The sequence below is a fragment of the Sphingomonas sp. PP-CE-1G-424 genome (genome assembly GCF_004341085.1).
In the GTDB taxonomy this organism is placed as follows: domain Bacteria; phylum Pseudomonadota; class Alphaproteobacteria; order Sphingomonadales; family Sphingomonadaceae; genus Sphingomonas.
Genome location: NZ_SLXW01000006.1, coordinates 68,817 through 91,225, shown reverse-complemented (window position 1 = coordinate 91,225; position 22,409 = coordinate 68,817). Strand labels below are relative to the sequence as shown.

Sequence of the window (22,409 nt, the reverse complement as noted above, 5' to 3'; positions counted from 1 at the left end):
ACCTGCGCCGGTTATGAGTGCGGCGCGGCCGCAGCCCCTTCGCCGATGGTCCGCTTGAAGAACCCAGTAACTAGGTCCCAATATTGGCGAATGTTACCAGGACTGGAAACCTCATGCCCTTCGCCCCAGAAGCGCACCAGGGTCGCGTCGGCACCAGCCCGGGTAGCCTCCATGAAAGCGCGCTCCGAGTGCGACATATCCACCGGATCAAGGTCACCGCCGATTACCATCAACGGCCTGCTCAACCCATCCATTTGGAAAGCCGGGCTCGCGTGCACGTAGGCTAAAGGGGCCTTAGCCGGCATTGACCGCATGCCCCCCTGCCCGGCCTCCACCCATCCTGCAGACGATGAGAGCGGTATGCCACGCTCGAGACGGACCCTGTCGCTCCCGCTGATCGAACCGTGCATCGCCGCCACGTCCGATGGGCCGTTGCTCGCGACCACGGCGGCATATCTGTGCGACCGTGTCGCGATAGTCAGCGCAGCGTATCCGCCAAAGCTGTGGCCCAGAACGCCGACCCGGCGTTCGTCAACATGTCCCTCCGCGATCGCGGCGTCCACCGCTGCGTCGACTTGGGCGACGACGTAATTGCTGGGATTGGCCCCATCGTACACTGCGGGCATGCTTGGAAGGAGAACGGCGTATCCAGCGCTCGCGAGGAGCAGCGCGTTCGTCGACAAGTCGTATCGTGATACCGAGAGCTGCCCAGGCTCGAGGGCGCCGAACGACATGCCAGGATAGGGCGTGACCACCATCGGAAGCTTCCCCGCCGCACGACGCGGGAGAATGAGCCAATGGTGTAGGGTCGTGCCGGTCGAATCCTTCGATGTGAGACCGACCATATGCGGCATGGCGACAGTGGAAACGCGCGCGTTCAATCGATCGATCTCAATTGCCTCCATTCCCGTCCGGCTAAGGTACAGCCTATCCTGGTTGCGCTGATCGGACGACCACGCGACGGCGAATCCCGGTACCGCGGCCAGCGGCACCGAGTCCGCAGGCAACGTCGTGGGTCGTTCGAGGCGCCCTGATACTGTCACCGAAACAACGGACGTCGAACCTTGCTTCTTCACGACGATTGCCTCGACCCGTTCTGGATTCATGTCCACGCGGAACCCCTCGTTGAACGGCTCGAGAAGGGCGGTCCGGCCTCGCATGACATCGGTGGCGACGAGCTCGTCACGACCGCGCCCAACCGCGATCAGCCGTTCGCCATTGAGCAGCCACATGCTGTGCAGCGTTGTTCCGATCGGGCGTGCCGAATGCTTGACGCCGAGGTCCGTCGCCTTTCCCGCCGTCAGTCGCATCCATGCACACCGTCCCGAGGCAGTCCTCATGAGAGCCACAGGTGTGGAACCGGCCCAGCCTGCGTGGACGATGCGCCCGCCCCCGTCCTCCACGACATCGGCATGAACGTCGGTGCCGCCGAGACGTTCGAGCGTTCCGGTCTTGTCGAGGATGGCATAGTAGCCGTTGCTCCAATCGGGCGCATCGTCGCGTCTGAGTATGAGAAGGCGGTCGTCTGCCGACCAGGTCATGAACCCGCGCATAACGTCGCCGGCTATATCGCGGCGTTTTCTGTCCGTGAGGTCGAGCAAGGCGATTTGATGACGACGAGCATCGAAGCTCACCGAGATGGGCTTGCCGCCGGGTAGAGCGGGCCTTCCCGCCAGCAGGACCGCAGCGGTCGTGCGCGATCGCGATAAAGAGAGGTCGACGATGTCGCCCTTCAGAAGAGGGACTACCTCGGCGGTCTGCCAGGATACCCGTACGAGAACGCGTTCGGTCGCGTCTGGTACCGGCCCGTTCTTTGTGGAAACCACGGTTCCCGAAGCCTCACCGCGGGCTTGTGCCGCGTACAGGCGGCTCAGGTCGCCGAAGGAGGCGCTGCCCGACAGGAGTACGGAGGGCAGCCTATGGGCTGGCATCGCAATAAACACGAGCTCGTCGTCGTTGAGCCAGACGGGATTGGGCGACGTCGTTGGCAAATCGGGCGCTGGATCGAACCATTTCACGACCCGACTGCGGAGGTCCACGACGCCAAGCGTAAGCCGTCTCTTCTGCAGTCTATAGACGGCGAGGCGACCCTTCGAAGGGGACATTCCTGCCATCCAGTACCCTGCATCCGATGACTGCTCGAACAGCGGCTGGAGCGACCTGGGTCGGTCGGTCCGGGTGGCCAGTATACGGGACAGGATGCGACCGTTGAACTGCGCACCATAGCCGAAGTCTGCCGCGTCCGCGTAGGGACGTCGCTTCTCGACGAGCACGAGCTTCTCAGGCTTTGCAATTGCGACTTCGCCGTAGCTTTCGAGCCCAAGAAGGTCCTCGACCGTATAGTCCCGCGCCAGCGCTGCATTGGGCGCGAGTGCGCACAACGCAAACAGGATCACTCTGCGCATAATTATCTCCGACATGTTGTTCGACACCCGCACCCGGTGTTCGGGCGAAATCACCAGGATCGTCTGATTTCGATTGCTGCAACCCGTCCGAACGGAGAGGCATTTGCGGCATCGAACCCGAAGCCGTTGGAGCGATCGACAAAAGGTGGGTCGGCATCGAACACATTTTCGACGTTGATCGAGAAGCGAAAGCCGGACAGTGGTCCCGATGTCGGCGCATAGCCGATGTTGAGGTCGGCGGTCACGAATGCACCGATTTCTCGGATGGGAACGCTGGCATCGTCTTTGTAGCCGTCAACAAAGTTGCCCGCCACGAAGGCGGATAGCGCACCGCGGGACCACTCCGCCGTTCCACGTAGCTTCAGATCTGCTGGGTTGCTCAAGGTGTTGAGCCGATCGACCGACGAAGACAGCGGCGTGAGGGTGTCGGTGTAGTGGAACAGCCACGTCGCGGACAGGTTCACGCCGTACCGTTGCTTCCCGGCCGTTCGCACGACGCCAAGGTCTGCATCGAGTCCGCTGACCTGCAGTGCCGAGGTGTTGCCGAAGCGCGTGTCGATGATCGCAGCATAAGAGGTCGGCGGATAAAAACCCTCGCTTGCGCCTGGTTCCGCCAGAAGCGCAGTCACGCGCGCGAGGTCGGTAGCACTAACTGAGGGGGTGATCCTGTCGACGTACGGCGTCAGTGAAGGGTTGGTCAAAGCGCGCGACAGGTCGAGAAGCGCGGGTTGCGCGATCCTGCCCTTGAACCGAGTCGAAAAGCCATTCACGTTGAACGTCAAGCCTGGGATCTGAGGAGGCGCCAGGGAGAAGCCCGCGCTGAACGTTCTGGCTCTCTCGGGCGAGAGGTCCGGGTTGCCCCCGGCGAGGATGAGCACTGGCACCGATCCACCCGTGCTGTCTGGCAAGACCGTGGGCACGATCCTGCGGCGCTCCTTCGTCTCGGCCAGCGCGGGTGCGCGAAAGGAGGTGCCCCAGCTGGCGCGCACGGTCACACCCTTGGCCAGTTGCCATGACAATCCAACCTTCGGATTGGTGGTCCCGCCAAAGTCTTCATAGGCTTCATGCCGCAACGCCAGCGAAAGGTTCAACGCCTGGACACCGGGACGCGCGTTGATGGGACCGACGAGCGGAACCTCGAGCTCCGTGAAGATAGCCTTGATGCCCCGTCTGCCCTCGAGTTGGGCGAGCGTTGTCGGCGTACTTCCCGACATGAAGGTTTCGCCACCGGACCGCAGCGTTTCCCGGCGGTAGGACGATCCCAGGGCCAGGCGGGCGTCTCCCCCGGGAATGCGTACTACCGGACCCTCGCCCTTGACGACCGCCTCCGCCACGGAACTGCGTCGACGTGCTTTCGAGTAGCCAGCTCCGATGAAGTCGAGGACAGCCGCGCTGTTCGCGCCCCCTGCGCCGTAGGGGTTGAAGTATCCGTCCGCCGCGGCCGAGTAGCGGGTCGCTGGATCATCCAGCACCGCGCCGACTGCCTCGTTCAAGGCGCTTGCGTTAAGCTGGTTCGACAGGCGCTCGCCGCTGCGTTCTCGCGCAAAGCTTCCATAGCCGTCGATGGTCCAGCCACTGCCCGCACGCCATGTCAGCCCGGCCGCCGTGCTGAGCGCGGAGACGCCACCCGTCGCGTGTGCCGAACCCAGATCATTGAGGAACGAATAGGCTAAGACGCTGGACTGTTGAGCGTCGACAGGCAGGAAATAGGGGTTTGAAGATGTGACCACGAAGACCGTCTGCGCTGCCGGCGACCCGTAGGAGAAGGTTCGTCTGGCATAGCGCCCCTCGGCGAATACATCGACGTCGCTACCAATGCTTTGTTCCAGTCGCGCATAGGCCGCATGACGATCGATCCGCGGCGACAGATCGACGCCTGCAACGATGTTCGATAGGTTTGATCCCGGCTGCAGGTCGCTCAGAACAGGCTGGCGGCCGCCGGGGAGGGCAGGAATCGCGTAGGCCGGTACGTAGGAAAACGTTGTTGGGTCGAGCGCGAGGATCGTACCCGGCGAGGAGAGGAACGTCCTGTGGTCACTGCCGCCAAATGGCCGAAGATCGCCGGTTGCCGTGTAGGCGCGGTCTGCGGCGCGGAGCCGGTCGCGGTGCTCGAAGTCGTACGCCACGAACAGCGATCCGGTCTGCCAGGCTTGGCCCGCCGCGAGGCCGAGAAGTCCGTCCTTGCGGCCGTCGCGGCCCAGGCTCCCGCGGGTCCGAACGTCCAGACCTTGATAACGACGCCGCAGGAGAATGTTGACGACGCCCCCAACCGCGTCGGACCCGTAAATTGCCGAAGCACCGTCCGTCAGTATCTCGACGCGGTCGACCGCGAGCGAAGGAATGGCCGACAGATCCGTGAAGTCACCGCGACCACCCGACCCAGCGACGCGGCGTCCATCGAACAAAGTGAGGGTCGCATCGCTGCCCAGCCCCCTAAGATTGGCGGCCGGCGCCACTGAGTAGTTCAGGCCGCCACCATCGACACCGGTCAGGCTGGCCACAGGATTACCTGTTCCACCGAAATTTGCCGTCTGCGCGGCAATGAGATCGGCCACCGTCGCTCGTCCCGATCGCTCGATATCCGCTCTCCGTAGCGTGCGAACTGGCCCTGTAGCCACCGCGCCCCGGATATTGGTGCCCGTCACGAGGATCTCGTCGTCCGCCGCACTCACTGACGCTTCGCGCGACGGATCGGATCGCCCCCGGATAATGACGTTCTCGTCGATGACACTAACGGAAAGATCGGTGCCACGCAGCAACTGGTCGATCGCCTCGCCGATTGTGTAGTTACCGCGCAACGCTTTGGCGTTTTTGCCCCGCAAAGACGCGGATCCAGCGATCAACTTGTATTTGGAACCACGCGTGACTGTCCTTAGGGAAAGTCGCAGGTCCTGAGCCGGAAGATCGTAGCTTCTACGGCTTGCTTCCTGTGCTGCACTCGGGGCGCCCACTATGATGGCCGCGACCGTCGCACTTGCAAATAAACAACCCCTGGTAAGATCGACCATGCTTCCCCCGTTTTGCAACTCGGCCCCTGTTCAAAGGCGCAAGCGGTAAAGACGGGACTTTTCGAATTTGAAGCTGCGGCCGCAGAATTATTTGTTTCGCAGAACGATCTTCCCTCGCTGCGACCGGTCGATGCGAAGGTCGAGATAGGCGGCGACGCCTTCGGCAACGGCATCACTGTCGCGGATATCGATATCGCCGAAAATCTCGCGCGTGCCGAGGCTTGGATCGGCGAGTTCGATATGCGCGGTGGCATATCTATTGGCCTCTGCGATGATCGCATCGATCGGGACATCGTTCAGGCTTTTCGTGCCCTGCACCCACTGCGTTTCGGATACTGATGTGGTGGTTACGGACGGGGGCCGCCTATGACCGGGGTCGAAGGCGATATGTTGCCCGGAGTTGAGGGCAATGGGTGGCGAGGAGCGGGGTCCGAGCGATATGCTCGGTGGTCTTACGACGACACGTCCCTGGATGAGGTCGATGGAAAGGGCGTCACGATAGGCCACGTCGAAGACGGTGCCGGTCGCCACGATTTCACCGCCACCCGCGTGAACGACGAAGGGCCTTGCCTTGTCATGGGCAACCGAAAATCGTGCACGACCGTGTTCAAGGTTGAGCAGCCGCCGCTGGCCTGAGAAATCGGTCGTTAGAAGAGTGTCGGTGTCGAGGATGACGCTGGATCCGTCCGCCAACGTCACGCGGCGAAGCTCGCCAACCTTGGTCGCCAAGTGCACCGTCGGCCGGGCGAGTGGCTTGGCGGATTGCAGGGCGGTGAAGCGCAGGGAAAAACCTATGGCTAGGCATGCGCAGAGGAACGCAACTGCGAGGAGCGTCGTGCGAGCGCGCATCGACACCGGGCGAGAGGACTGCACCGATACCACGCGGACGGCAGCAGTAGCGTCATCAAGATCGCGCATAAGCCGATCGTAGAGGGCGCCGCGACCGGGCTTTGCGGCGATCCATTGCGCAAGGTCGTGCTGGTGGCGGGTCGGGTCGTCCAGCATCCGGACCGCCCATTCCTCGGCGGCGCACTGATCCTGCGAATTCAACTCAGTCATCAGAATCGCTCCGATTGGCGCCAACGTGGCGAACGGCCCGAAGCATGTGTTTCTGTACCTTCCACAGGGGAATTTCCAGTTTGTCGGCGATCTCCCGAAAGCTGAACCCCTCGACGCGGTTGAGCATGAAGACCTCCAGTGTGTCCGCCGGGAGCTGCTGAAGGATCGCGCGCCACCGTATTACGTTTTCGCGCGCCTCCAGATCGCGATGCGGATCGAACGGTGAGGGGGCGCCCATCCCGTCGTCGAGAGGCACCGACCGCTGTGCCATGCGGGTCGAATTGCGAACGGATCGGTCCTTGACCAGGTTATGCGCTATCCGGGTCAGATAGCCGCGCGGCGTCGTGATCCCTGGAGGGGCAGACCGCAAAAATCGAGCTAGCGTCTCTTGAGCCATTTCGTCTGCATCGGCTTTGTTGCCGAGTTCACGGAAGAAATATCGGATCAGGCGCGGCTTCTCGGACCGGTAGACCTCGCTGAAGTGACGGCGATGGGCACCGCGATACCAACCGCGGTCTTGGCTTTCTCCGGCGCTCATTGCGCGGCGCTCTTTGCGCCGAGCGGAAATTGGGAGAGCGCGCGCGCATATCGCGCCCGCTCAATGAAAACTAAGCGTCGGCTCTGCGCCGACCTTGGCCCGTGGCTCATTTGTCGCCCCTATGTCCACTTGGAGCGACGGCCTGAAGCCGGATGTTGGAAACCCTGGCAATGCACAGAGCGCATGCGCCTTTACCGTTGCCGGTTGGACATGCGCGCATGCCACCCGGCCACAAGAATTGCGACCGAGTTGCATTGCTTTCGGGGTTTCCACGCCCCGCTTCCGGTTTTTTGCCGGAAGCGGTCCCAATGTGCGCGGTTCGCGTCACGATGCAAGCTTGAAATTAGTGCCAGATTGGCTGGACCTTCGTGGACTAGTCGGCGCGGCGGCGGGATTGGCGGCGGCCTGGGTGCGGGCTATTTCGGCGGCAGCACCCCGGACGTCGTGATCCGGCCAGGAGCGGCGATCGGGTTCTTCGCGCTCGGCCTGCTCGTGGCGATCCTCGGCAGCGCGTTGCCCGCCCGCGTCGCGGTGCGGGCTGTACCTGCCGCAGCGCTCAAGAACGCCGGCAACGTACTCGATCCGCGGCGGCCGGTCGCGTGGTGGCCCGTCGCCGCGCTGCAGGGCGCAACACGCGGCGATAACCTGCGCTTCGATGCTTCGGTCGGCCAGCAGAGAGGGAGAGGGAGGAAGGAATTGAAGGTGGGAAACACCAAACTCTTCCCGCCCCCACGATCCCAAATCTCTCCAGGAGGCCAACATGACCGACAGTGCTACGCTCGCGCTCCTTCGCCGGTGCAGTCGAGAATTGAACCGGCGATTGCCCAACATCGCGGCCAACCGGGCCCTCGCAGCTAAGGTCGACGATTACTTGAGTGCGTTGACCGAGCCGACCTCCGCCCCGAACCTGGCCGAGGTGCTCGCTCGATTGCAGACTGCCGATCTGGAGCATCTGACGGTTGATCGCGGAGAGCAGGCGATTCGATTGCATCCTGATGGTGTTCAGGTCCGCGCCTGGTGGCTGGTGCCGCGAGATGCGCTTCTTGCGCTCGAGCATCTCGATCCTGAGATCGTTGTTGCCGCAGCAACGCTTGCCCCTGAAGCACGCGACGTCCTGCGGCTTAGCCGGATCGACGGAATGAGCGGCGAGACGATTGCTGCTGTGCTGGGAATCCCGCGTGAGCGGGTCCGCGGGCATTTCCGGCAAATCATCGCTCGGCTTAGGCGTCGTAGTTAGTGGTGAGCCCGAAGGTTGCGTAAGGTGTGCTGTCAAATCCGCATAAGATTCGCCTAGATCCGGGCTCAAAGTCATCCGTTGAAGAGAACGCCATTTTCCTTTTTCCGCAGTGACTTAAGCGCGCGAGTCAGCGCGCTTGAATGCTGACTATCTCCCGATGGCAAAACTCCATGTTCCCGCAATGATCCGTTTTGGGGAGCAAATAGCCATCAAGGGGGGCAAACTCCGACGGCATGGTGGACAGCCTTCAAAACGCTTCCGCACACCCCGACTGTTCGCTAGACGTTCCAGGTGAACTGAAGCGGGCGAGACGCCCGCAAGGGAGTGAATAGTGCGCGTTCTGCACAGTGCCGACTGGCAGCTCGGCAAGGCATTTGGTCGCTTCGAACCCGACGTCCGGGCGGCTCTTACCGAAGCTCGCTTCGATGCGATCGACGCCATCGGCCACGCTGCCCGCACCCATGATGTTGGCCACGTTCTGGTGGCCGGCGACGTGTTCGATACCGAGGGACCGGAAGATAGAACCATCGTCCAGGCATTGTCCCGGATGGGGCGCTATCCCTGCCGCTGGTGGCTGCTGCCAGGCAATCACGATTATGCGCGCAACGGCGGTTTGTGGGACCGGGTAAGAGCGCGCCAAACTGCGAACGTCACCATCCTGGCCGAGCCCAATCCACAGCAGATGGAAGACGATGTCTGGCTGCTACCGGCACCGCTCACGCACCGGCATAATCTCGACGATCCGACTGCCGATTTTGATACGATGGCCACGCCGGAAGCACGGCTTCGCATCGGTCTCGCGCACGGCTCGATCAGGGACTTCGGATCGCGAGGCGAGGCCAACAATCAGATCCCACCCGACCGAGCCGAGCGTTCCGGTCTCGGCTATCTTGCGCTCGGGGACTGGCATGGGGTCCTTGAGATCGGTAGCAAAACTTGGTATGCTGGAACGCCCGAGACCGACCGCTTTCAGCGCGACGTTCCAGGGCATGTCTTACTCGTTGATTTTGGGGGCGGGGAGGGGCCTCAGGTCACCCCAATCCGAACCGGCCGCTACCAGTGGCTGATCCGCGAATGGCGGGTCAACGACACGACAAGTTTTGACGCGGAAGTGGAGCGCTTGATGGGCGAGGTCGATCCCGCCTCCACCTTGCTCCAGCTTTCACTGGTGGGGATCACCAGCATGACAGATCGCGTCGCCATCCTCGGCAGAATCGAACATGATCTACGACACCGGCTCCGCCATCTCGATCTTCGCTCCGACGATCTGGTCGCCAGGCCAAGTGACGACGATCTCGCGTCGCTGTCAGGGGAGGGGATGCTTGGCGCTGCGGCCGCCAAGCTTTACGCGAAAGTGAGGGCAGGGGAGGGGGATGCCGCACTGGCCAAGCGCGCGCTTGAACGCCTGTTCGTCGAACATATGAGGGGGGCTGCGGCGTGAGCCTCAAACTGCGGCGCATCACCGTTAACAACTTCCGCAAGTTCCGCGCACCGGTCACGATTGACGGACTTACCGACGGCCTCAACATCGTGGTCGAGCCTAACGAGACCGGCAAGTCGACCCTGCTCGAGGCTATCCGAGCAGCCTTCTTCGTACCACACCGATCGGGCAACCAGCTGACGCGCTCGTACCAGCCGTTTGGTGAGAATGTCGCGCCGGAAGTCGGGGTCACTTTTGATGTCGCCGGAGTGCCGTGGACGGTCACAAAACGCTTCCTCAAGTCGCACTCGATGGAGGTGCGAGGACCGAATGGCAGGACCCAAGGGGATGCTGCTGAAGAGCAGCTTCAGGCACTGCTCGGGTTCGAGAAAGACACCAGCCGTAACGGCGATGTCACCGCTTACGGCGCGCTTGGTTTGCTTTGGGTCGGACAGGCCGAAGCACTTGCTGTTTCGGCGCCGGGCCGGATCGTTCGCGACACGATTCAGGCCACCCTTGAGGCGGAGGTCGGCACGATCCTCGGCGGTGCCGCCTATGAGAGGGTTCGTGACCGGGTCGACCAGCAGTTCGCCGCTTTCTGGACCGCGAAAAAATCACCTGGTGGCGAACAGAAGGCTGCAAGAGAACGGCTCGATCAGGCGCAGCGGATCGCGCGTGAAGCCGCCAGCAAGGTCGACCTCTTGGAGAAAAGTTTTGCGGAGCTAGAAGCCACGCGCGGACGCCTCGAGGTGCTTCACAGGGAGATGGCCGACACCACCGACATCGAGAGGCGCGCCGATCTTGTTCGCTCGCTCGAAATCGCGCGGGCGGCAGCGCAGATACTGGCACAGCGGAAAGCCGAATCTGAGATTGCAAAAATCCGGGTTCAGACGCTGGATGAGGTCGCATTGCGCCATGCCAACGCTGTACACGCTCGTGACAATGCGCAGGCCGCTTTAGACGCCGCCAAAGCGAGCAGGGCAGAACGTTCGCAGGAGGTGACGGCGGCCAGGCACAAGGCCAATGCGGCACGCACAACGCTTATGGAAGCGCGGGTTAACCGGCAGCTGGCCAGAGCGGCACTCGCCGAGGCCGAACGGCACGCCGCCTCCCTACGGCGTCAGCAAGCCATCAGTTCCGCGTGGATCCGGCACGGCACCGTCATTGCGTTGGAGGAGCGCCTCTCCGTCGCCAAGGCTGCCACTGCAACCATGATTGCTCCAGAGGCGATCAACCGCCTTGAGAAGGGGGAGCGGGGCATCGCTGAAGCGCGCGCTAGGCTCGCGGCTGGGGCGACTACCATCGAGCTCGTTGGCTCTGCGCCAGACGTTACGATCGACGGTGACCCGGTAACGGCCACCCGCCGTGTTTTGACGCGCCAAACGCGCGTCAGCTTGGGCAGCGGCGCAGAACTCATCATCCGTCCACCAGCGTCCGCTGGAAACACCGAACTGGGCCTGGCTGACGCCATTGCTCGACACGACGAAGCGCTGAAAGAGTTGGACGTAGAGAGCGTCGCTGTCGCGCGGCAACGCAACGACACAGCACGGGATGCAGCCGGAGAGGTGAAGACGCTTTCCGCTCAACTTGAGGCGAGCGCACCCGCTGATGCCGAACTCGATCTTTCCGCCGGCGTAGCTGCGCTCAAGCTGCTTCTGGTGGGATTGCCGCCAGAACCTGAAGGCGAGGGTAACGACGAAGGAGCACCGCCGGTCCGTGTTTTCATTGACGCAGTCGACGTCGCCGAAACCGCGCTTGCCCGTGCTGAAGGCGCAAGAAAGTGCGACGACGGCGCTAGGCATGATCGAGGAACAGGATCGGCCACTGGCCTCCGCCGAAGCAGGCGCAGCCAGCGACCTTCGGAACGCAGCAGATCAGCTTGGACAGATCGAGCACGGGCAGGGGTTCGCAACTTTTGCAGGGGATCTCACCGATGCAAGGGAACGGGCGGCGGAAGCGGCGACTGTTCTGAACGAAGCCGAGCGCAACGCTGGCGTCCATGACGTGCATTCGATCGAGCGCGGGATCGCCAACATCGATGTACGTCAGGTCGCAGCTAACGAGGCGCGGCGACGGCTGGAAACCGACATTGCCCGGCTGGAAGGCACGATCGAAAGCGAGGGTGGCAAGGGACTGGCCGAACGTGCCGCCGTAGCGACTGAAGAAGCCTTGGCCGCGGAACAGGCGCTTGTCCGGATCACCGAGGAAGCGCAGACGCTCAAGCTGCTGCGGGACACTCTGGAGGAGGTGCAGGCCGAAACCTCCCGGACCTATGTCGGTCCGGTCACCGCCAGGGCGAAGCGACACATCGAGCGCCTGTTGCCCGGCTCGGAATTGGTCTTTGCCGATGACCTTGGACTGTCCGCAATCAGTCGCGGCGGGTCGCGAGAAGAGTGCATCAGCCTTTCGAGGGGCACGCAGGAACAACTCGCCGTTTTGACCCGGCTCGCGATCGCCGATTTGCTGAGGGAAGAAGGGCGTCCTGTGTCTCTCATCCTCGACGATCCGCTTGTGTATGCCGATGATACGCGGCTGGATCTGATGACCGAGATTTTGACAGAAGCAGCTCAGCACATGCAGGTCATCTTACTGACCTGTCGTGAGCGAGCGTTTCGGCATATGGGCGGTACCAGGCTGGTCCTGTGACTCCGGGGTGTAGAGATGTTTTGGTGGAAAGCGGAATGGCCGCTTTAGGGCGTCGACCGCAAAGAAGCGGACGTTCGTTCAGCCGGGAGGGCAGGGGCTTGAACGCGTCGTTCCTCGTACCGCGACTGGACTTGTGACGTGGCCTTCTGACACTTCGAAGCCGGCAAAAATCCGTACGTCAACGCGCCGGATCAGAACCGTCCGGTTGTGACACTTGATCGTTCTATCAAGGACGATCATTTTAGCGCAGCGTTGATTGAGGCGGACGCCCGCCCTTCCTAGTCGCAAGCAGATCAGATAGCGTTCGACCGAAAGGGTAGCGCTTGGCAGACATTCCAACGGCCGCAGAAATAACGAAACTCACGGGATTGCTAGCACCGGGCATAGTAATCTTATGGGTCCGATCACGTTTTCGCGATACCGTGCCACCCACACTCTCCGATAAAGTGACGAGCTATGCAGTTGTATCAATCGCTTATAGCGCTGCGTCTTATCCGGTATTCCATGCTGACATAGGCCCAGCGCTGCCGTCATGGCTTTGGCAGCTTCTCCTTTATTTCGCGGTTCCGCTGATTGTCGGAGTTGCCTTAGTGTTTTTTGACCAATCAGAACGCTTCTACGCGCTCACCGAGCGGATGGGGCTTAGGCCAGTCCACCACACACCAACTGCCTGGGATTATACCTTCCGCAAGCGGGAACCATCATTTGCATTGGTTCACCTTAACGACGGGTCGGAAATAGCAGGCGCGTGGATTGATGGTTCGTTCGCGTCATCAACGTCCGGTGATCGGGACGTGTATCTAGCGCAAATGTTTCAGGTCGGAGATGATGGTAATTGGAACGAGGTTGTTCCGCCTCGCTCCATCCTTATCTGTGGCGGAAGCATCCGTATGGTTGAGTTCATCAAAGGAGGCTCGGATGAGTGACAAAGAACGCAAGCAGTTCAACGATGGCTGGACCGTGGGCCAAAAGGGTTACACGCCCTCAAAGAACCCGGACACGTTTGGCTACAAGCCCGCATCAGGTAGCCTCGGAAGTCCGCCTACCAGTGGATCGGCTGTATCTAAGCCCGTGCCTGACAAGAAAGGGTGACGGCTACTATAGATAAACCTGGAGGATACTTTGATGGATGACGATGATTTCATCTCGTTAGAGGGATGGGGAATGGGGAAGTTTCCGATCCGCGGTGGTATGGGTAAGGTGCAGGGTGGCTACATCGGGCCTAACGGAGGACTTGGAGCACTTCCTACCGTGGGTAGTTTAGTATCAAAGCCTAAGCAGCCTCAACCGCCGAAGGATGAGAAAAAGGGCTGACCGTTAAAAGTGATCACGCCCCTTAAATCCTGAGACTGCTACCCGGCAAACGATCGGGAAACGGGACGGAAAACCACATCGGGCAGATCGTGAATGCCTATGTTGAGAATGGCGGCGGCAGTCAGGGTGCGATCGGCGCTGCGCCTTCGCTTCGGGTCGATGCCCCTCTGATGCTCGCCTTTGCCATCCGGTGGCTTGAGCCATGGACGGTGCAGCATAAGGTGGCCGCGATCGCAGCCGCTTTCCCATTTTCCGATCGGCCAGCAAGACGCTCAGGGCGGCATGGTTCTCGCGGTCTTGCAATTTGATTCCGATCGCGCCGCTCACAAACGATGCGCCAAGTTCCGCTACCAATTCCCCGTGAGCGTAATGCTCTCGCTTCATAGGAATAGGGGGCGGGCGGGCAAGCCGGTCGGCGTACCCGGCCGCATATGCTGGCAACAGAGTTGCTTCCTTGAAAGGCGTGCTGTTCTACCTATGTCTTCACCAAACCTAGGTTGAGAAAGGGAAGGATATGGCTAAGACCTACCACTTCAAGGTGGGCAACGGCGACATGGCGTTGGTCGAACTCGAAAACGGTCGACGTATTCTTATCGACATCAACATTCGCAGCTCGGCTGATAATGCCAAAGACGACACCCCCGATGTGGCCACACAGTTGCGCGGAATCCTTGATCGAGATGATGATGATCGGCTGTTCGTCGATGCGTTCTTGCTGACGCATCCCGACGCCGATCATGTACGCGGATTGCAGAACCACTTCCATCTCGGACCGCTCTCGTCGCACAAGGCGGCGGACGACAAGATCGTGATCCGCACGATGTGGTCGTCGCCGCTGGTCTTCCGCCGTCGCCGCAAAGATGATCTGCTGTCGGCCGACGCCGAGGCGTGGAAGGATGAAGCGCGTCGGCGTGTCGCGTTGTTCCGCAAGAACAAGACGCTCGGCGATGGGGATCGCATCCTCGTGTTGGGCGAGGACGTCGATGCCAAGACCGATGATCTGGAGGGCATCCTTGTCCGTGCCGGCGAGCGGTTTGCGAATGTGGACGGCATTGAAGATGAACTCTTCGATGCGCTGCTGCTGGCGCCGCGGCTCGCCGAAACCGAAGATGAAGCCAATATTCTTACCAAGAACAATTCGAGCGTCATCATTCAGATGCGGATCGGAGCCGCGGGCAAAGAGGATGCCGCCTATCTTCTATTCGGAGGCGACGCCGAAGTTATGATCTGGGAGAAGCTATGGGATCGCTGGCAGGACGAACCTGCCAATCTGGCGTATGATCTTTTGGTCGCTCCGCATCATTGCTCCTGGCATAGCCTGTCGTGCGACAGTTGGTCGGAAAAGGGCGAAGACGCCGAGGTTTCGTCGGATGCACGGAGCGCGCTCGCGCAAGGCCGCCCCGGTGCCATGATCATCGCCAGCTCCTGCCCGATCAGCGACGATGACAAGGACCCGCCGTGCATCCGCGCCAAGCGCGAATATGAGGACATGGCCGGCGGTTTCAGCGGTGAGTTCAAATGCGTCGGTGAGGTGGAAGGCGACGATCCGGTTATGTTCGAGATCGGCCGGAACGGTCCGAAGCTGAAGCGCGTGGCGCTGGCTGCCACCACGGCAGCGGCGACGGGTGTCGGCAGCGAGGCACTGGCGCACGGGTGAGCGAAGACTCCGCAGTACCGGCCGAGCTGCCGATCGCCGTCGCACGGGCGCTTCGACAGGCTGAAGCGCACCCGTCGGTTCGCAGCGTCTCCGTGACCGGCAAGGCGGGGGATTGGACGCTCTGCCGGGTCGTCATTCACACCGAACTACCGGCGGTCTGGCGCGCGGCGGGGCAAAGCCCATTCGGCGTCCAGATGGATGAAGCGGTCACGATCGCACTGCATGATCGTTTTCCATTGGTGTCGCCGTGGATCAGGCTGCGTAATGACTTTCCGCGCATCCATCCGCATATCCAGCCCGGCAAGGCTGGTTCGTTGGTCGAGCCGTGTCTGGTCCTGGGCAGCCCCCGTGAGGTTGTTCAGGCGCGTGGGTTTGTTGGGCTGGTAGAGCAACTCGTCGAGTGGCTAGATCGGGCTGCGGAACTCGACCTCAACGATCCTGCGCACGGCTGGGAGCCGGTGCGGCGCGACACGATCTCTGACATCATCGCGTGTGATGCTGATCGGGTACGAAGCCACGTTACCCTAACCAGCGGTACGGCGCTCTTCGTGACGACCTACATCCACTACCCCAAATCCGACATGTTCAAGCTGCTGCTCGGCTCGAGCTGTATCTTGCCGCCTGCGCTGATCGGCCCGATCCTGACGCGCGAGGACGATATCGGTAGCGGTCTGACGTTGCTGGCTTGGCCCGGCTCGGGACCACAGGGGCCGATCGTTGCCGACTTCTACCTGCCTGAGACGGTTGCCACCGTCGGCGACCTCTTCGACCGCGCGAACCTTTATGGCTGCCGGGATGATCTACTAGCTGGGTTGGTTGCCGTTCGGGATGGTCTGATTGCCAATCCCCCACCGCAGGCTATCCCGCTCGCGATATTGTTGCTCCCCCGTCGACCCTATCCGTTGGTGGGGTCGGACAGCACGATCGAGATTTGCCCGTATCTGATCGAGGTGGCGCCGGGGCATGACTTCCTCGATACCGCGACGCCGGTACGGCTGGCTGCGCAACGGGAGACGATCAACGCGGGATTGCTACGAAGGACGTCCGGTGACGGCTCCAGTGCGGCGACGTTGCCTTGGACCATGCTTGGCGCTGGTAGCGTCGGGTCGAAGATCGCGCTCCACGCGGGCCGCGCCGGTCGGGCGCCGTCGATCGTCGTCGATCGTGGCTACATGAGCGCTCATAACTACGCGCGTCACACCGCGATGCCGATCGGCATCGCGGAAAGGCTCTTCCTGCGCGCCAAGGCCGATCTCGTCGTCGACCAAATTAATAAGCTCGACCAGAAAGCTGCGGCCGTGTCGGATGATGCCGTGTCGCTGATCGGCTCTGCCGACGGGCGAGCGCAACTCGCCCAGGAGGGGTGCGCGATGTTGGTCGATACCACGGCGAGCCTCGTCACGCGTGAGGCGTTGGCGCACGCCCCTTGGCCCGATCGCCCGCGGATCGTCGAGGCGTGCCTGCTGGGCGCCGGCCGCATGGCGTATGTCGCGTGCGAGGGACCGGACGCGAACCCAAGCATCAGCGACCTGGCTGCGGAAGCGTATCGAACGCTGGCACTCGACGCCAACGATGCGGCGATCGCCTTCGGCGCCCGAGCGGAGGAAGTGATCATCGGGCAGGGGTGTTCGGCCGTCACCTTCCCGATGCCGGATAGCGATCTGTCAATGCTAGCCGCATCGATGGCGCGACCGATTACGGGGTGGGCGCGCGATGGCCTGCCCGCGAGGGGGGAGGTACGTATCGGCCGAACCGATGCCGACGGCGGCTTGGCCTGGTCGGTGGCGAACGAGGATGCGTGGATCGATGTCGACCAATTGGCCCCCGACGAGCCTGGCATCCGGATCCATCCCCGTGTCCACGCGGCGATCGAAGCGGATATCGCACTATATCCGGGCGTTGAGACCGGCGGGGTTCTCGTGGGTCGTTTCTCTCATATCGGCAATCTCTTCCAGGTGGTCGATCTGATTGCTGCCCCGCCTGATAGCATCCGCAGCGCCGCCGAGTTCGTCCTTGGCACGCAGGGTTTGAGGGCCGCGGTTCTCGGCATTGCGCGGCGTACCGGCGGTGCGCTGCAAGTGATCGGGACATGGCACAACCATCTGATGACCAGCGGTCCCTCGATGACCGACGCCATCGCTGGCAGTATCCTTGCCATGCGCCAGTTCGGCCCCGCTTTGCTTCTCATCCATACCCCAGGGGGCTACGCTAAGCTGATTGCGGAGCGGGTATACTCGCAACCCGCGATTAAAGTCAGAGGGGGCGAAGAGCCATGAAGGACTGGTTTCCGCTCGCTAGCTATGAGTTTTATGCGTTCCTGACGACCGGTATGGTCGCGCTTGCGGCATATGATCGTGTGTTCATGGGGTCCGCTCTCGCGCACGAGCAGCATTGGACGATCGTATCCGGGGTATTTTGGGCCGTAGTAGCGTACCTTGTGGGGCAGATTATTGCCATGCCGTCGGCAGCCTTGCTGGAGCATGTTGTGGCCCGGCGCATATTGCGGCCGCCTTCGGAGATCGTGCTTGGCATCCATCCGCCGCGTCGCCGAGAACGCTGGCTTGCGGCATTATCGGGCGCACGGGAGTATCAACCGTTGCCCGTCCCCAACCAGACGCGGATCATGGGCAAGCTCGCGACAGGGCTAAACGTCGCATCTACCGCGATGGATGGCGAGGCTGCGTTCGTCGCGGCCTTTCCTCATGCGCGCGGTGTGGCCGATACGGCGACTCGCCTCGATAACTTCATCAACCAATATGGCATGTGCCGCAATGTCTCGATGGCGGCGATCATAGCGACCGCCATGCTAGCTTATGCGTCGTGGCAGACACATGATCGCATGACCGTCACGCTGATGATCGGTGCAGCAGTCTTGGCGATCGGCTTGTTCCTTCGCTTCATTAAGTTCTATGCTGCGTACACGCGAGAGGTATTCAGGACGTATGATAAGGTCGTATCCTGATAGGATCGGCGTTAAAGTGCATCGTGCTGAAACTCGATCCTGACTGCGAAAAGGGGCCGCCAACGCCTGCAACTGGGTCTGCTCTCGGCAGGCGCCGTGGCAGCTCACGACCAACATGCGCCGTTCGCCGGTCGGGCCTTCAACGGCAGCTTCTGCCAGAAGCTGCCGCTCGGTCGGCGTCAAACCGTCTGGCAGCAACGCGCCCCAATTTCGTCCGTCCAGCAGCACCGACAATATCTCCGAGAGCGGCCGTTCTTTCAGTCGATCGCCAATGGTCGCCACTTGGATCACGGTCTGGCCGCTTCGGGGCGGCCGGCGGCTGTCCGAGAACGATCTTCGCGACATGATAGCGTTCATCACAGTTCATGCATTGCGGCATGGTTGTCGCGGAGAAGCAGTTTGTGAACCTCGCGCGGCAGGCGCAGCTGGACGGCGCTACGCGACCAAGCTCCTAACTTCGATCCACGGCCTCAAGGCGGCCGTGGACGAACTCAGCCTACGCTGACTTGGTCCTCGTCTCCGTGCTACTTCCCCGGCGAGGCCGGGAACCTCCTCGAGCTGGCGACGCGTCTCGAAGCGGCCGCGCGCCTCGCGGTAACGGACGATCTCGAAGCCGTGTCCCCTGAGTTCGGGGACCGTGTCGAGCTGCTCGGCGCTTGCGGTGTGGAGGTCGATCATGGACACTCACTATCACAGTGCCGGTAGCCGGGAAGCCGATCGCGCGCGCCTCCGCGCCCAGCGCCGGGCCGGCGCCGCCGGGTTTGCGTCGCTAGGCATCTTTGGTCGTCGGAAAGGGGACAATGCGTCGTGGAGGAATTGGACGAGGACGAGGACCACCGCGTGTGCCACGAGTGCATCGGCGAGGACGTCCTCAAGGCCGAGATCCTCCGGGACGGGCGGCCGGGCGAATGCTCCTACTGCGCGAACGAGGACGAGATCGGCGTCACCATCGGCGCCCTGGCGCGCCGCGTCGACGACACGTTCAGGGAGGTCGTCGGCCTGGCGCGCGAGGACGTGACCATCAACGGGGGGCATGTGACCTACGGTCCGTCCGGCGAGACACCCAGCTTCTTGATGACGGAGATGGCCGAGGCCGCCGACGAGGAGATCGGGCAGGACATCGTCAGCTATCTCTCGGACCGGCACCAGTGGGACGTTAACGACGGTGACTTCGACTGGTATGACGACACGTCGGATATCTACGCGATCGTCGACGCGAGCGACGGGCAGCTCCGGGAGCGCTGGACGCAATTCTGCGCCCAGCTCAAGCAGGAGCGCCGGTTCTTTCTGGCCGACGGCATCGCCGTCCTGGACGAGATCCTCGCCCCGCTACTGGACGGCCGTTGGCCGGACGGCGGCGCGATCAGGACGATCGGACCGGACGACGCGGACCGATACATCTACCGCGGCCGCATCGCCAACGACGAAGGCGCCAGCGCCGAGATCCTGCGCCAGCGCGTATCGCAGCTTGGTGCGGCACGGCCCGGCAAGGCCGGCTCGGGCAGGATGAACCCGGCGGGGGTGAGCGTGTTCTACGGTGCCTTCGACCCGATCACCTGCGTCGCGGAACTGCGCGTTCCGGTCGGCGGCGCCGCCATCGTCGGCAGGTTCGAGGTGGTCCGCCCGTTGCGCGTCCTGGACCTGACGCTTCTCGAGGCGGCCCAGCGCCACATCAGCTACTTCGAGCCCGGCTATGCCGAGCTGCAGGGATATGCGGGGTTCGTCCGCGGCTTCCACGAGGAGGTGAGGCGCGCCGTGATCCCCGGGCGCGAGACGCTGGACTACCTGCCCACGCAGATCGTCGCCGAGTATCTCTGGGCGCGGGCCGACCCTCCGTTCGATGGCCTCATCTTCGGGTCGTCGCAGCTGACCGACACGCAGAACAACATCGCGCTGTTCCCACACGCCTCGGTCGTCGAGGGTGCCGAGGACGACGTCGAGCGGAAGATTCACTTCAGCTACACGCACCGCGACGAGGAAGGGGATTACGTAGAGGAACGGGTCCTCTTCGACCCGTTGCCCGCTCCGGCGGCCGCTGCGTCACCCTCCCCGCCGGCGGTGCCCGAGGAGGATTGGTTCAGCTCCCTACTCAGCGGTGAAGAGCCTGTGGCGGTCCAACCCTCGCTCCGCCTGGCCGAGGACGGAATTTCTCGCCATCGCGTCCGCGCGATCGCCTTCGATACCGAGCCGCCGGTGCCGATCAGCTTCTCGGACTGGGAGGATCACGGCTTCTAGGCGGGCGCGCTCCGCTGCACCTCCACCAGCGCGACGTCGAACCCGAGCGGTACGAGGACCGTCGTGATTAGCCGGGACTGGCTCGCGTGCATCTGGTCGGTCGGCGACTTGATCTCCGCGAACCTCACCTCGCGGTCGCGCCAGAGGGTCAGGTCCGGCCAGCCGGCGCGCAGGTCGTATGGGGCCGTCGCGAAGCTGGAGGCGATCGCGGCGAGGCGTTCGGACCCGAGGGCACCGAACAGGCCCTCGACGTGCTCCCAGCGGACGCCGGGATAGTATGCCGGGGTCGTCCCGGCGGTCGCGCTGATCACCTTCCAGTTCGCGGCGATCTGCGCCAGATCAGCCCGACGGACGGTCTCGACCATGTGCGCCGGCTCGAACCTGTCCTCCTCGAACGCGACGTTCTGCTGGTAGAGGGCCTCGATGAAGGTGTCCGCGTTCCGCGGCGCGAGCCGGGCGAACGAGGCCGCCTTGATGAGCGTCAGGATGAGGCCGCCCTCCGACGCGGCGCCGGACCAGTCCTCCGCCGCGTAGTGGTCGAGCGCCGCGGCCTCGACCGGTCCGAACTCGCGGTCGCGCCCCAAGCGCCACTGCTTCGGCCCGCCCGTCTCGAGAGCGATCAGTTCGTGCCTTATGCCCAGTCGCTGAGCCTGCCGCTCGAAACGGCTCATCCGCCGGGTCGGTGCGGCGGCGGGACCGGCCAGCTGCTCGCGCAGCTTGTCCGCCTTCCGCGACACGCCGACCTGCGGGTCCAGCCGCAAGGCCCGTTCGTAGGCGTCCAGCGCCTCGACCCCGTTGCCGAGGTCCTCGTGAAGTTCGCCCGAAAGCCTTTCCGCGCGGGCCCTTGACCAGGCGTCGCCGCTGGTCGCGGTGTGGGCGAGCCCCTCCATCAGCCTGGCCGCAAGAGCGGCATCGGCCCGGTGGGCATTGTCGGTGACAAGGGTGCCGATGACCCGGAGGTCGCCTCGGCCGATGCGACGGTCGAGCCAGTCCTGGCGATCGACCATCTCGCCGTCTAGGCCGTAGGTCTCCCTGTCCCCGTCGTTTGTGAGGACGTGGAGGCGCCCCTGCGCCGTGTCGAACTCGAAGCCGTTGGCGGTGCCGCACCCGGGGCGGAGCCTGGCCACGAGCTCTCCGGCCTCCACGTCGAACAGCGCGACCCGGCTATCGTCCGGACTGCCGGGGGAGCTGAGCGTCTGGCAGGCGGCGTAGCGTCCGTCGGCGGACAGGCCGTTGCAGGCTAGGTTCGCGGAGAATTGGTGGCTGAAGGCCTGGCTGCCATCGACGCGGTGGCCGACGAAGCGCCCCACCATTTCCCCGCTGTGCATCCAGTCGTTGAGCACGAAGGTGCCGTTGTTGGCGACCTTGGCGTCGTGCGGACGCTCGAGCGCCCCGTGTGCCAGAAGGTTGCGGCCTTCGAGGAGGGCATACATGCCGTCGCGCCGTCCGTCGGGATGGCGATCGCCTCCCAGGACCGAGCCAGTGACGATCGTGAAGCGACCATTCGGAGACGTGATCGGGGTCCCGAAGAGATCGAGTTCCTCTATCGTGACCCAGTCTCTGCCCATGCTGCTGAGCGTCACCGGCCTTCGAGGTTTCGATGGATGTGCGTGGACCGCCTCGGCGGACGCTGTCGATGCCGGTTCCGCCGCCGTCGCCGGTCGCGATCGGCCGGCGCTTCTGAACAGCTTCTTCAACAGCTTCATTCCTGACCTCCCGGTCCGACCGGTTGTAGTCCGTCGGCTCATCGCCGTCGCGTGCTAACCGGCCGATGCGATGTCGCCGACCGCGGTCACGACATGGGAGGACGGCTCCGCCGTCGCGCTACCTCCTGACGCTGAACGTCGTCGTGAGCGCCGCGGTGGAGTCGCCTCCTGCGGACCGCTGGCGCAGCGGCGAGCCGCCCCCGGCCGCCACGCAGCCCGCGC

The 22,409-nt window shown here is 63.0% G+C and carries 17 protein-coding genes; 10 read left to right on the top strand and 7 right to left on the bottom strand.

What is annotated here, in order from left to right:
* Positions 1-11: 11 nt before the first annotated feature.
* The 4 genes from C8J43_RS17725 to C8J43_RS17710 all read right to left on the bottom strand — a co-directional run bounded on the left by C8J43_RS17725 (position 12) and on the right by C8J43_RS17710 (position 7,010).
* Positions 12-2,459 (bottom strand): alpha/beta fold hydrolase, encoded by a 2,448-nt coding sequence (locus C8J43_RS17725; RefSeq protein WP_133032044.1) that lies wholly within the window; start codon positions 2,457-2,459, stop codon positions 12-14.
* Complete coding sequence (locus tag C8J43_RS17720; protein ID WP_133032043.1) at positions 2,456-5,413, bottom strand: TonB-dependent receptor; 2,958 nt, start codon at positions 5,411-5,413, stop codon at positions 2,456-2,458. Before C8J43_RS17720 ends, C8J43_RS17725 begins: the two co-directional genes overlap by 4 nt.
* An 87-nt stretch (positions 5,414-5,500) precedes the next feature.
* Positions 5,501-6,472: a FecR domain-containing protein gene (locus C8J43_RS17715; RefSeq protein WP_133032042.1), complete on the bottom strand. Its 972-nt coding sequence runs from the start codon at positions 6,470-6,472 to the stop codon at positions 5,501-5,503.
* Positions 6,465-7,010: an RNA polymerase sigma factor gene (locus C8J43_RS17710; protein WP_133032041.1), complete on the bottom strand. Its 546-nt coding sequence runs from the start codon at positions 7,008-7,010 to the stop codon at positions 6,465-6,467. Before C8J43_RS17710 ends, C8J43_RS17715 begins: the two co-directional genes overlap by 8 nt.
* A gap of 760 nt (positions 7,011-7,770) precedes the next feature.
* Here C8J43_RS17710 and C8J43_RS17700 point away from each other — a divergent pair.
* The 6 genes from C8J43_RS17700 to C8J43_RS17680 all read left to right on the top strand — a co-directional run bounded on the left by C8J43_RS17700 (position 7,771) and on the right by C8J43_RS17680 (position 13,627).
* The gene (locus tag C8J43_RS17700) at positions 7,771-8,247 is read left to right on the top strand and encodes a sigma factor-like helix-turn-helix DNA-binding protein (protein ID WP_133032040.1); all 477 of its coding nucleotides are present in this window, start codon (positions 7,771-7,773) and stop codon (positions 8,245-8,247) included.
* A 331-nt stretch (positions 8,248-8,578) separates the two neighbouring features.
* Positions 8,579-9,688 carry a metallophosphoesterase gene (locus C8J43_RS17695; RefSeq protein WP_133032039.1) on the top strand — a complete coding sequence of 370 codons (1,110 nt, stop codon included), beginning with the start codon at positions 8,579-8,581 and terminating at the stop codon, positions 9,686-9,688.
* Positions 9,685-11,670, top strand: a complete 1,986-nt coding sequence (locus C8J43_RS17690; protein WP_243645660.1) for an AAA family ATPase — start codon at positions 9,685-9,687, stop codon at positions 11,668-11,670. The genes C8J43_RS17695 and C8J43_RS17690 overlap by 4 nt, the downstream gene beginning before the upstream one ends.
* 1 nt (position 11,671) lies before the next feature.
* On the top strand, positions 11,672-12,313 hold the full coding sequence (locus C8J43_RS22410; RefSeq protein ID WP_243645659.1) for a hypothetical protein: 642 nt from the start codon (positions 11,672-11,674) through the stop codon (positions 12,311-12,313).
* 323 nt (positions 12,314-12,636) lie between these two features.
* Positions 12,637-13,239, top strand: coding sequence for a DUF6338 family protein (locus C8J43_RS17685; protein WP_133032038.1), 603 nt, complete (start codon positions 12,637-12,639; stop codon positions 13,237-13,239).
* A gap of 199 nt (positions 13,240-13,438) precedes the next feature.
* On the top strand, positions 13,439-13,627 hold the full coding sequence (locus tag C8J43_RS17680) for a hypothetical protein (RefSeq protein WP_133032037.1): 189 nt from the start codon (positions 13,439-13,441) through the stop codon (positions 13,625-13,627).
* A 3-nt stretch (positions 13,628-13,630) separates the two neighbouring features.
* Here the strand turns inward: C8J43_RS17680 and C8J43_RS21980 are convergent, their stop codons facing one another.
* Positions 13,631-14,011, bottom strand: a complete 381-nt coding sequence (locus C8J43_RS21980; protein WP_165899669.1) for a hypothetical protein — start codon at positions 14,009-14,011, stop codon at positions 13,631-13,633.
* Between the two features lie 130 nt (positions 14,012-14,141).
* On the opposite strand from C8J43_RS21980, the gene C8J43_RS17675 reads away from it, so the two are divergent.
* Genes C8J43_RS17675 through C8J43_RS17665 form a run of 3 tightly spaced genes read left to right on the top strand, consistent with a single transcriptional unit; the run spans position 14,142 to position 18,246 of the window.
* Complete coding sequence (locus tag C8J43_RS17675; protein WP_133032036.1) at positions 14,142-15,284, top strand: metallohydrolase; 1,143 nt, start codon at positions 14,142-14,144, stop codon at positions 15,282-15,284.
* The gene (locus C8J43_RS17670) at positions 15,281-17,560 is read left to right on the top strand and encodes a Mov34/MPN/PAD-1 family protein (RefSeq protein ID WP_133032035.1); all 2,280 of its coding nucleotides are present in this window, start codon (positions 15,281-15,283) and stop codon (positions 17,558-17,560) included. Before C8J43_RS17675 ends, C8J43_RS17670 begins: the two co-directional genes overlap by 4 nt.
* Positions 17,557-18,246, top strand: a complete 690-nt coding sequence (locus tag C8J43_RS17665; RefSeq protein ID WP_133032034.1) for a hypothetical protein — start codon at positions 17,557-17,559, stop codon at positions 18,244-18,246. Before C8J43_RS17670 ends, C8J43_RS17665 begins: the two co-directional genes overlap by 4 nt.
* Positions 18,247-18,681: 435 nt before the next feature.
* On the opposite strand, the gene C8J43_RS17660 is transcribed toward C8J43_RS17665, so the two are convergent.
* Positions 18,682-18,924: a helix-hairpin-helix domain-containing protein gene (locus tag C8J43_RS17660; RefSeq protein ID WP_133032033.1), complete on the bottom strand. Its 243-nt coding sequence runs from the start codon at positions 18,922-18,924 to the stop codon at positions 18,682-18,684.
* 129 nt (positions 18,925-19,053) lie between these two features.
* Here C8J43_RS17660 and C8J43_RS17655 point away from each other — a divergent pair, with 129 nt between their 5' ends.
* Positions 19,054-20,481: an RES family NAD+ phosphorylase gene (locus C8J43_RS17655; RefSeq protein ID WP_133032032.1), complete on the top strand. Its 1,428-nt coding sequence runs from the start codon at positions 19,054-19,056 to the stop codon at positions 20,479-20,481.
* Here C8J43_RS17655 and C8J43_RS17650 read toward each other — a convergent pair.
* Complete coding sequence (locus tag C8J43_RS17650; protein ID WP_165899668.1) at positions 20,478-22,064, bottom strand: VRR-NUC domain-containing protein; 1,587 nt, start codon at positions 22,062-22,064, stop codon at positions 20,478-20,480. The genes C8J43_RS17655 and C8J43_RS17650 overlap by 4 nt on opposite strands.
* Positions 22,065-22,409 lie beyond the last annotated feature (345 nt).

What these genes read in the sequence shown, in the direction of transcription:
- C8J43_RS17720 (WP_133032043.1), bottom strand. Translation starts at nt 5,413, where the DNA reads ATGGTCGATCTTACCAGGGGTTGTTTATTTGCAAGTGCGACGGTCGCG.
- C8J43_RS17715 (WP_133032042.1), bottom strand. Translation starts at nt 6,472, where the DNA reads ATGACTGAGTTGAATTCGCAGGATCAGTGCGCCGCCGAGGAATGGGCG.
- C8J43_RS17710 (WP_133032041.1), bottom strand. Translation starts at nt 7,010, where the DNA reads ATGAGCGCCGGAGAAAGCCAAGACCGCGGTTGGTATCGCGGTGCCCAT.
- C8J43_RS17700 (WP_133032040.1), top strand. Translation starts at nt 7,771, where the DNA reads ATGACCGACAGTGCTACGCTCGCGCTCCTTCGCCGGTGCAGTCGAGAA.
- C8J43_RS17680 (WP_133032037.1), top strand. Translation starts at nt 13,439, where the DNA reads ATGGATGACGATGATTTCATCTCGTTAGAGGGATGGGGAATGGGGAAG.
- C8J43_RS21980 (WP_165899669.1), bottom strand. Translation starts at nt 14,011, where the DNA reads ATGAAGCGAGAGCATTACGCTCACGGGGAATTGGTAGCGGAACTTGGC.
- C8J43_RS17675 (WP_133032036.1), top strand. Translation starts at nt 14,142, where the DNA reads ATGGCTAAGACCTACCACTTCAAGGTGGGCAACGGCGACATGGCGTTG.
- C8J43_RS17665 (WP_133032034.1), top strand. Translation starts at nt 17,557, where the DNA reads ATGAAGGACTGGTTTCCGCTCGCTAGCTATGAGTTTTATGCGTTCCTG.
- C8J43_RS17660 (WP_133032033.1), bottom strand. Translation starts at nt 18,924, where the DNA reads ATGATCGACCTCCACACCGCAAGCGCCGAGCAGCTCGACACGGTCCCC.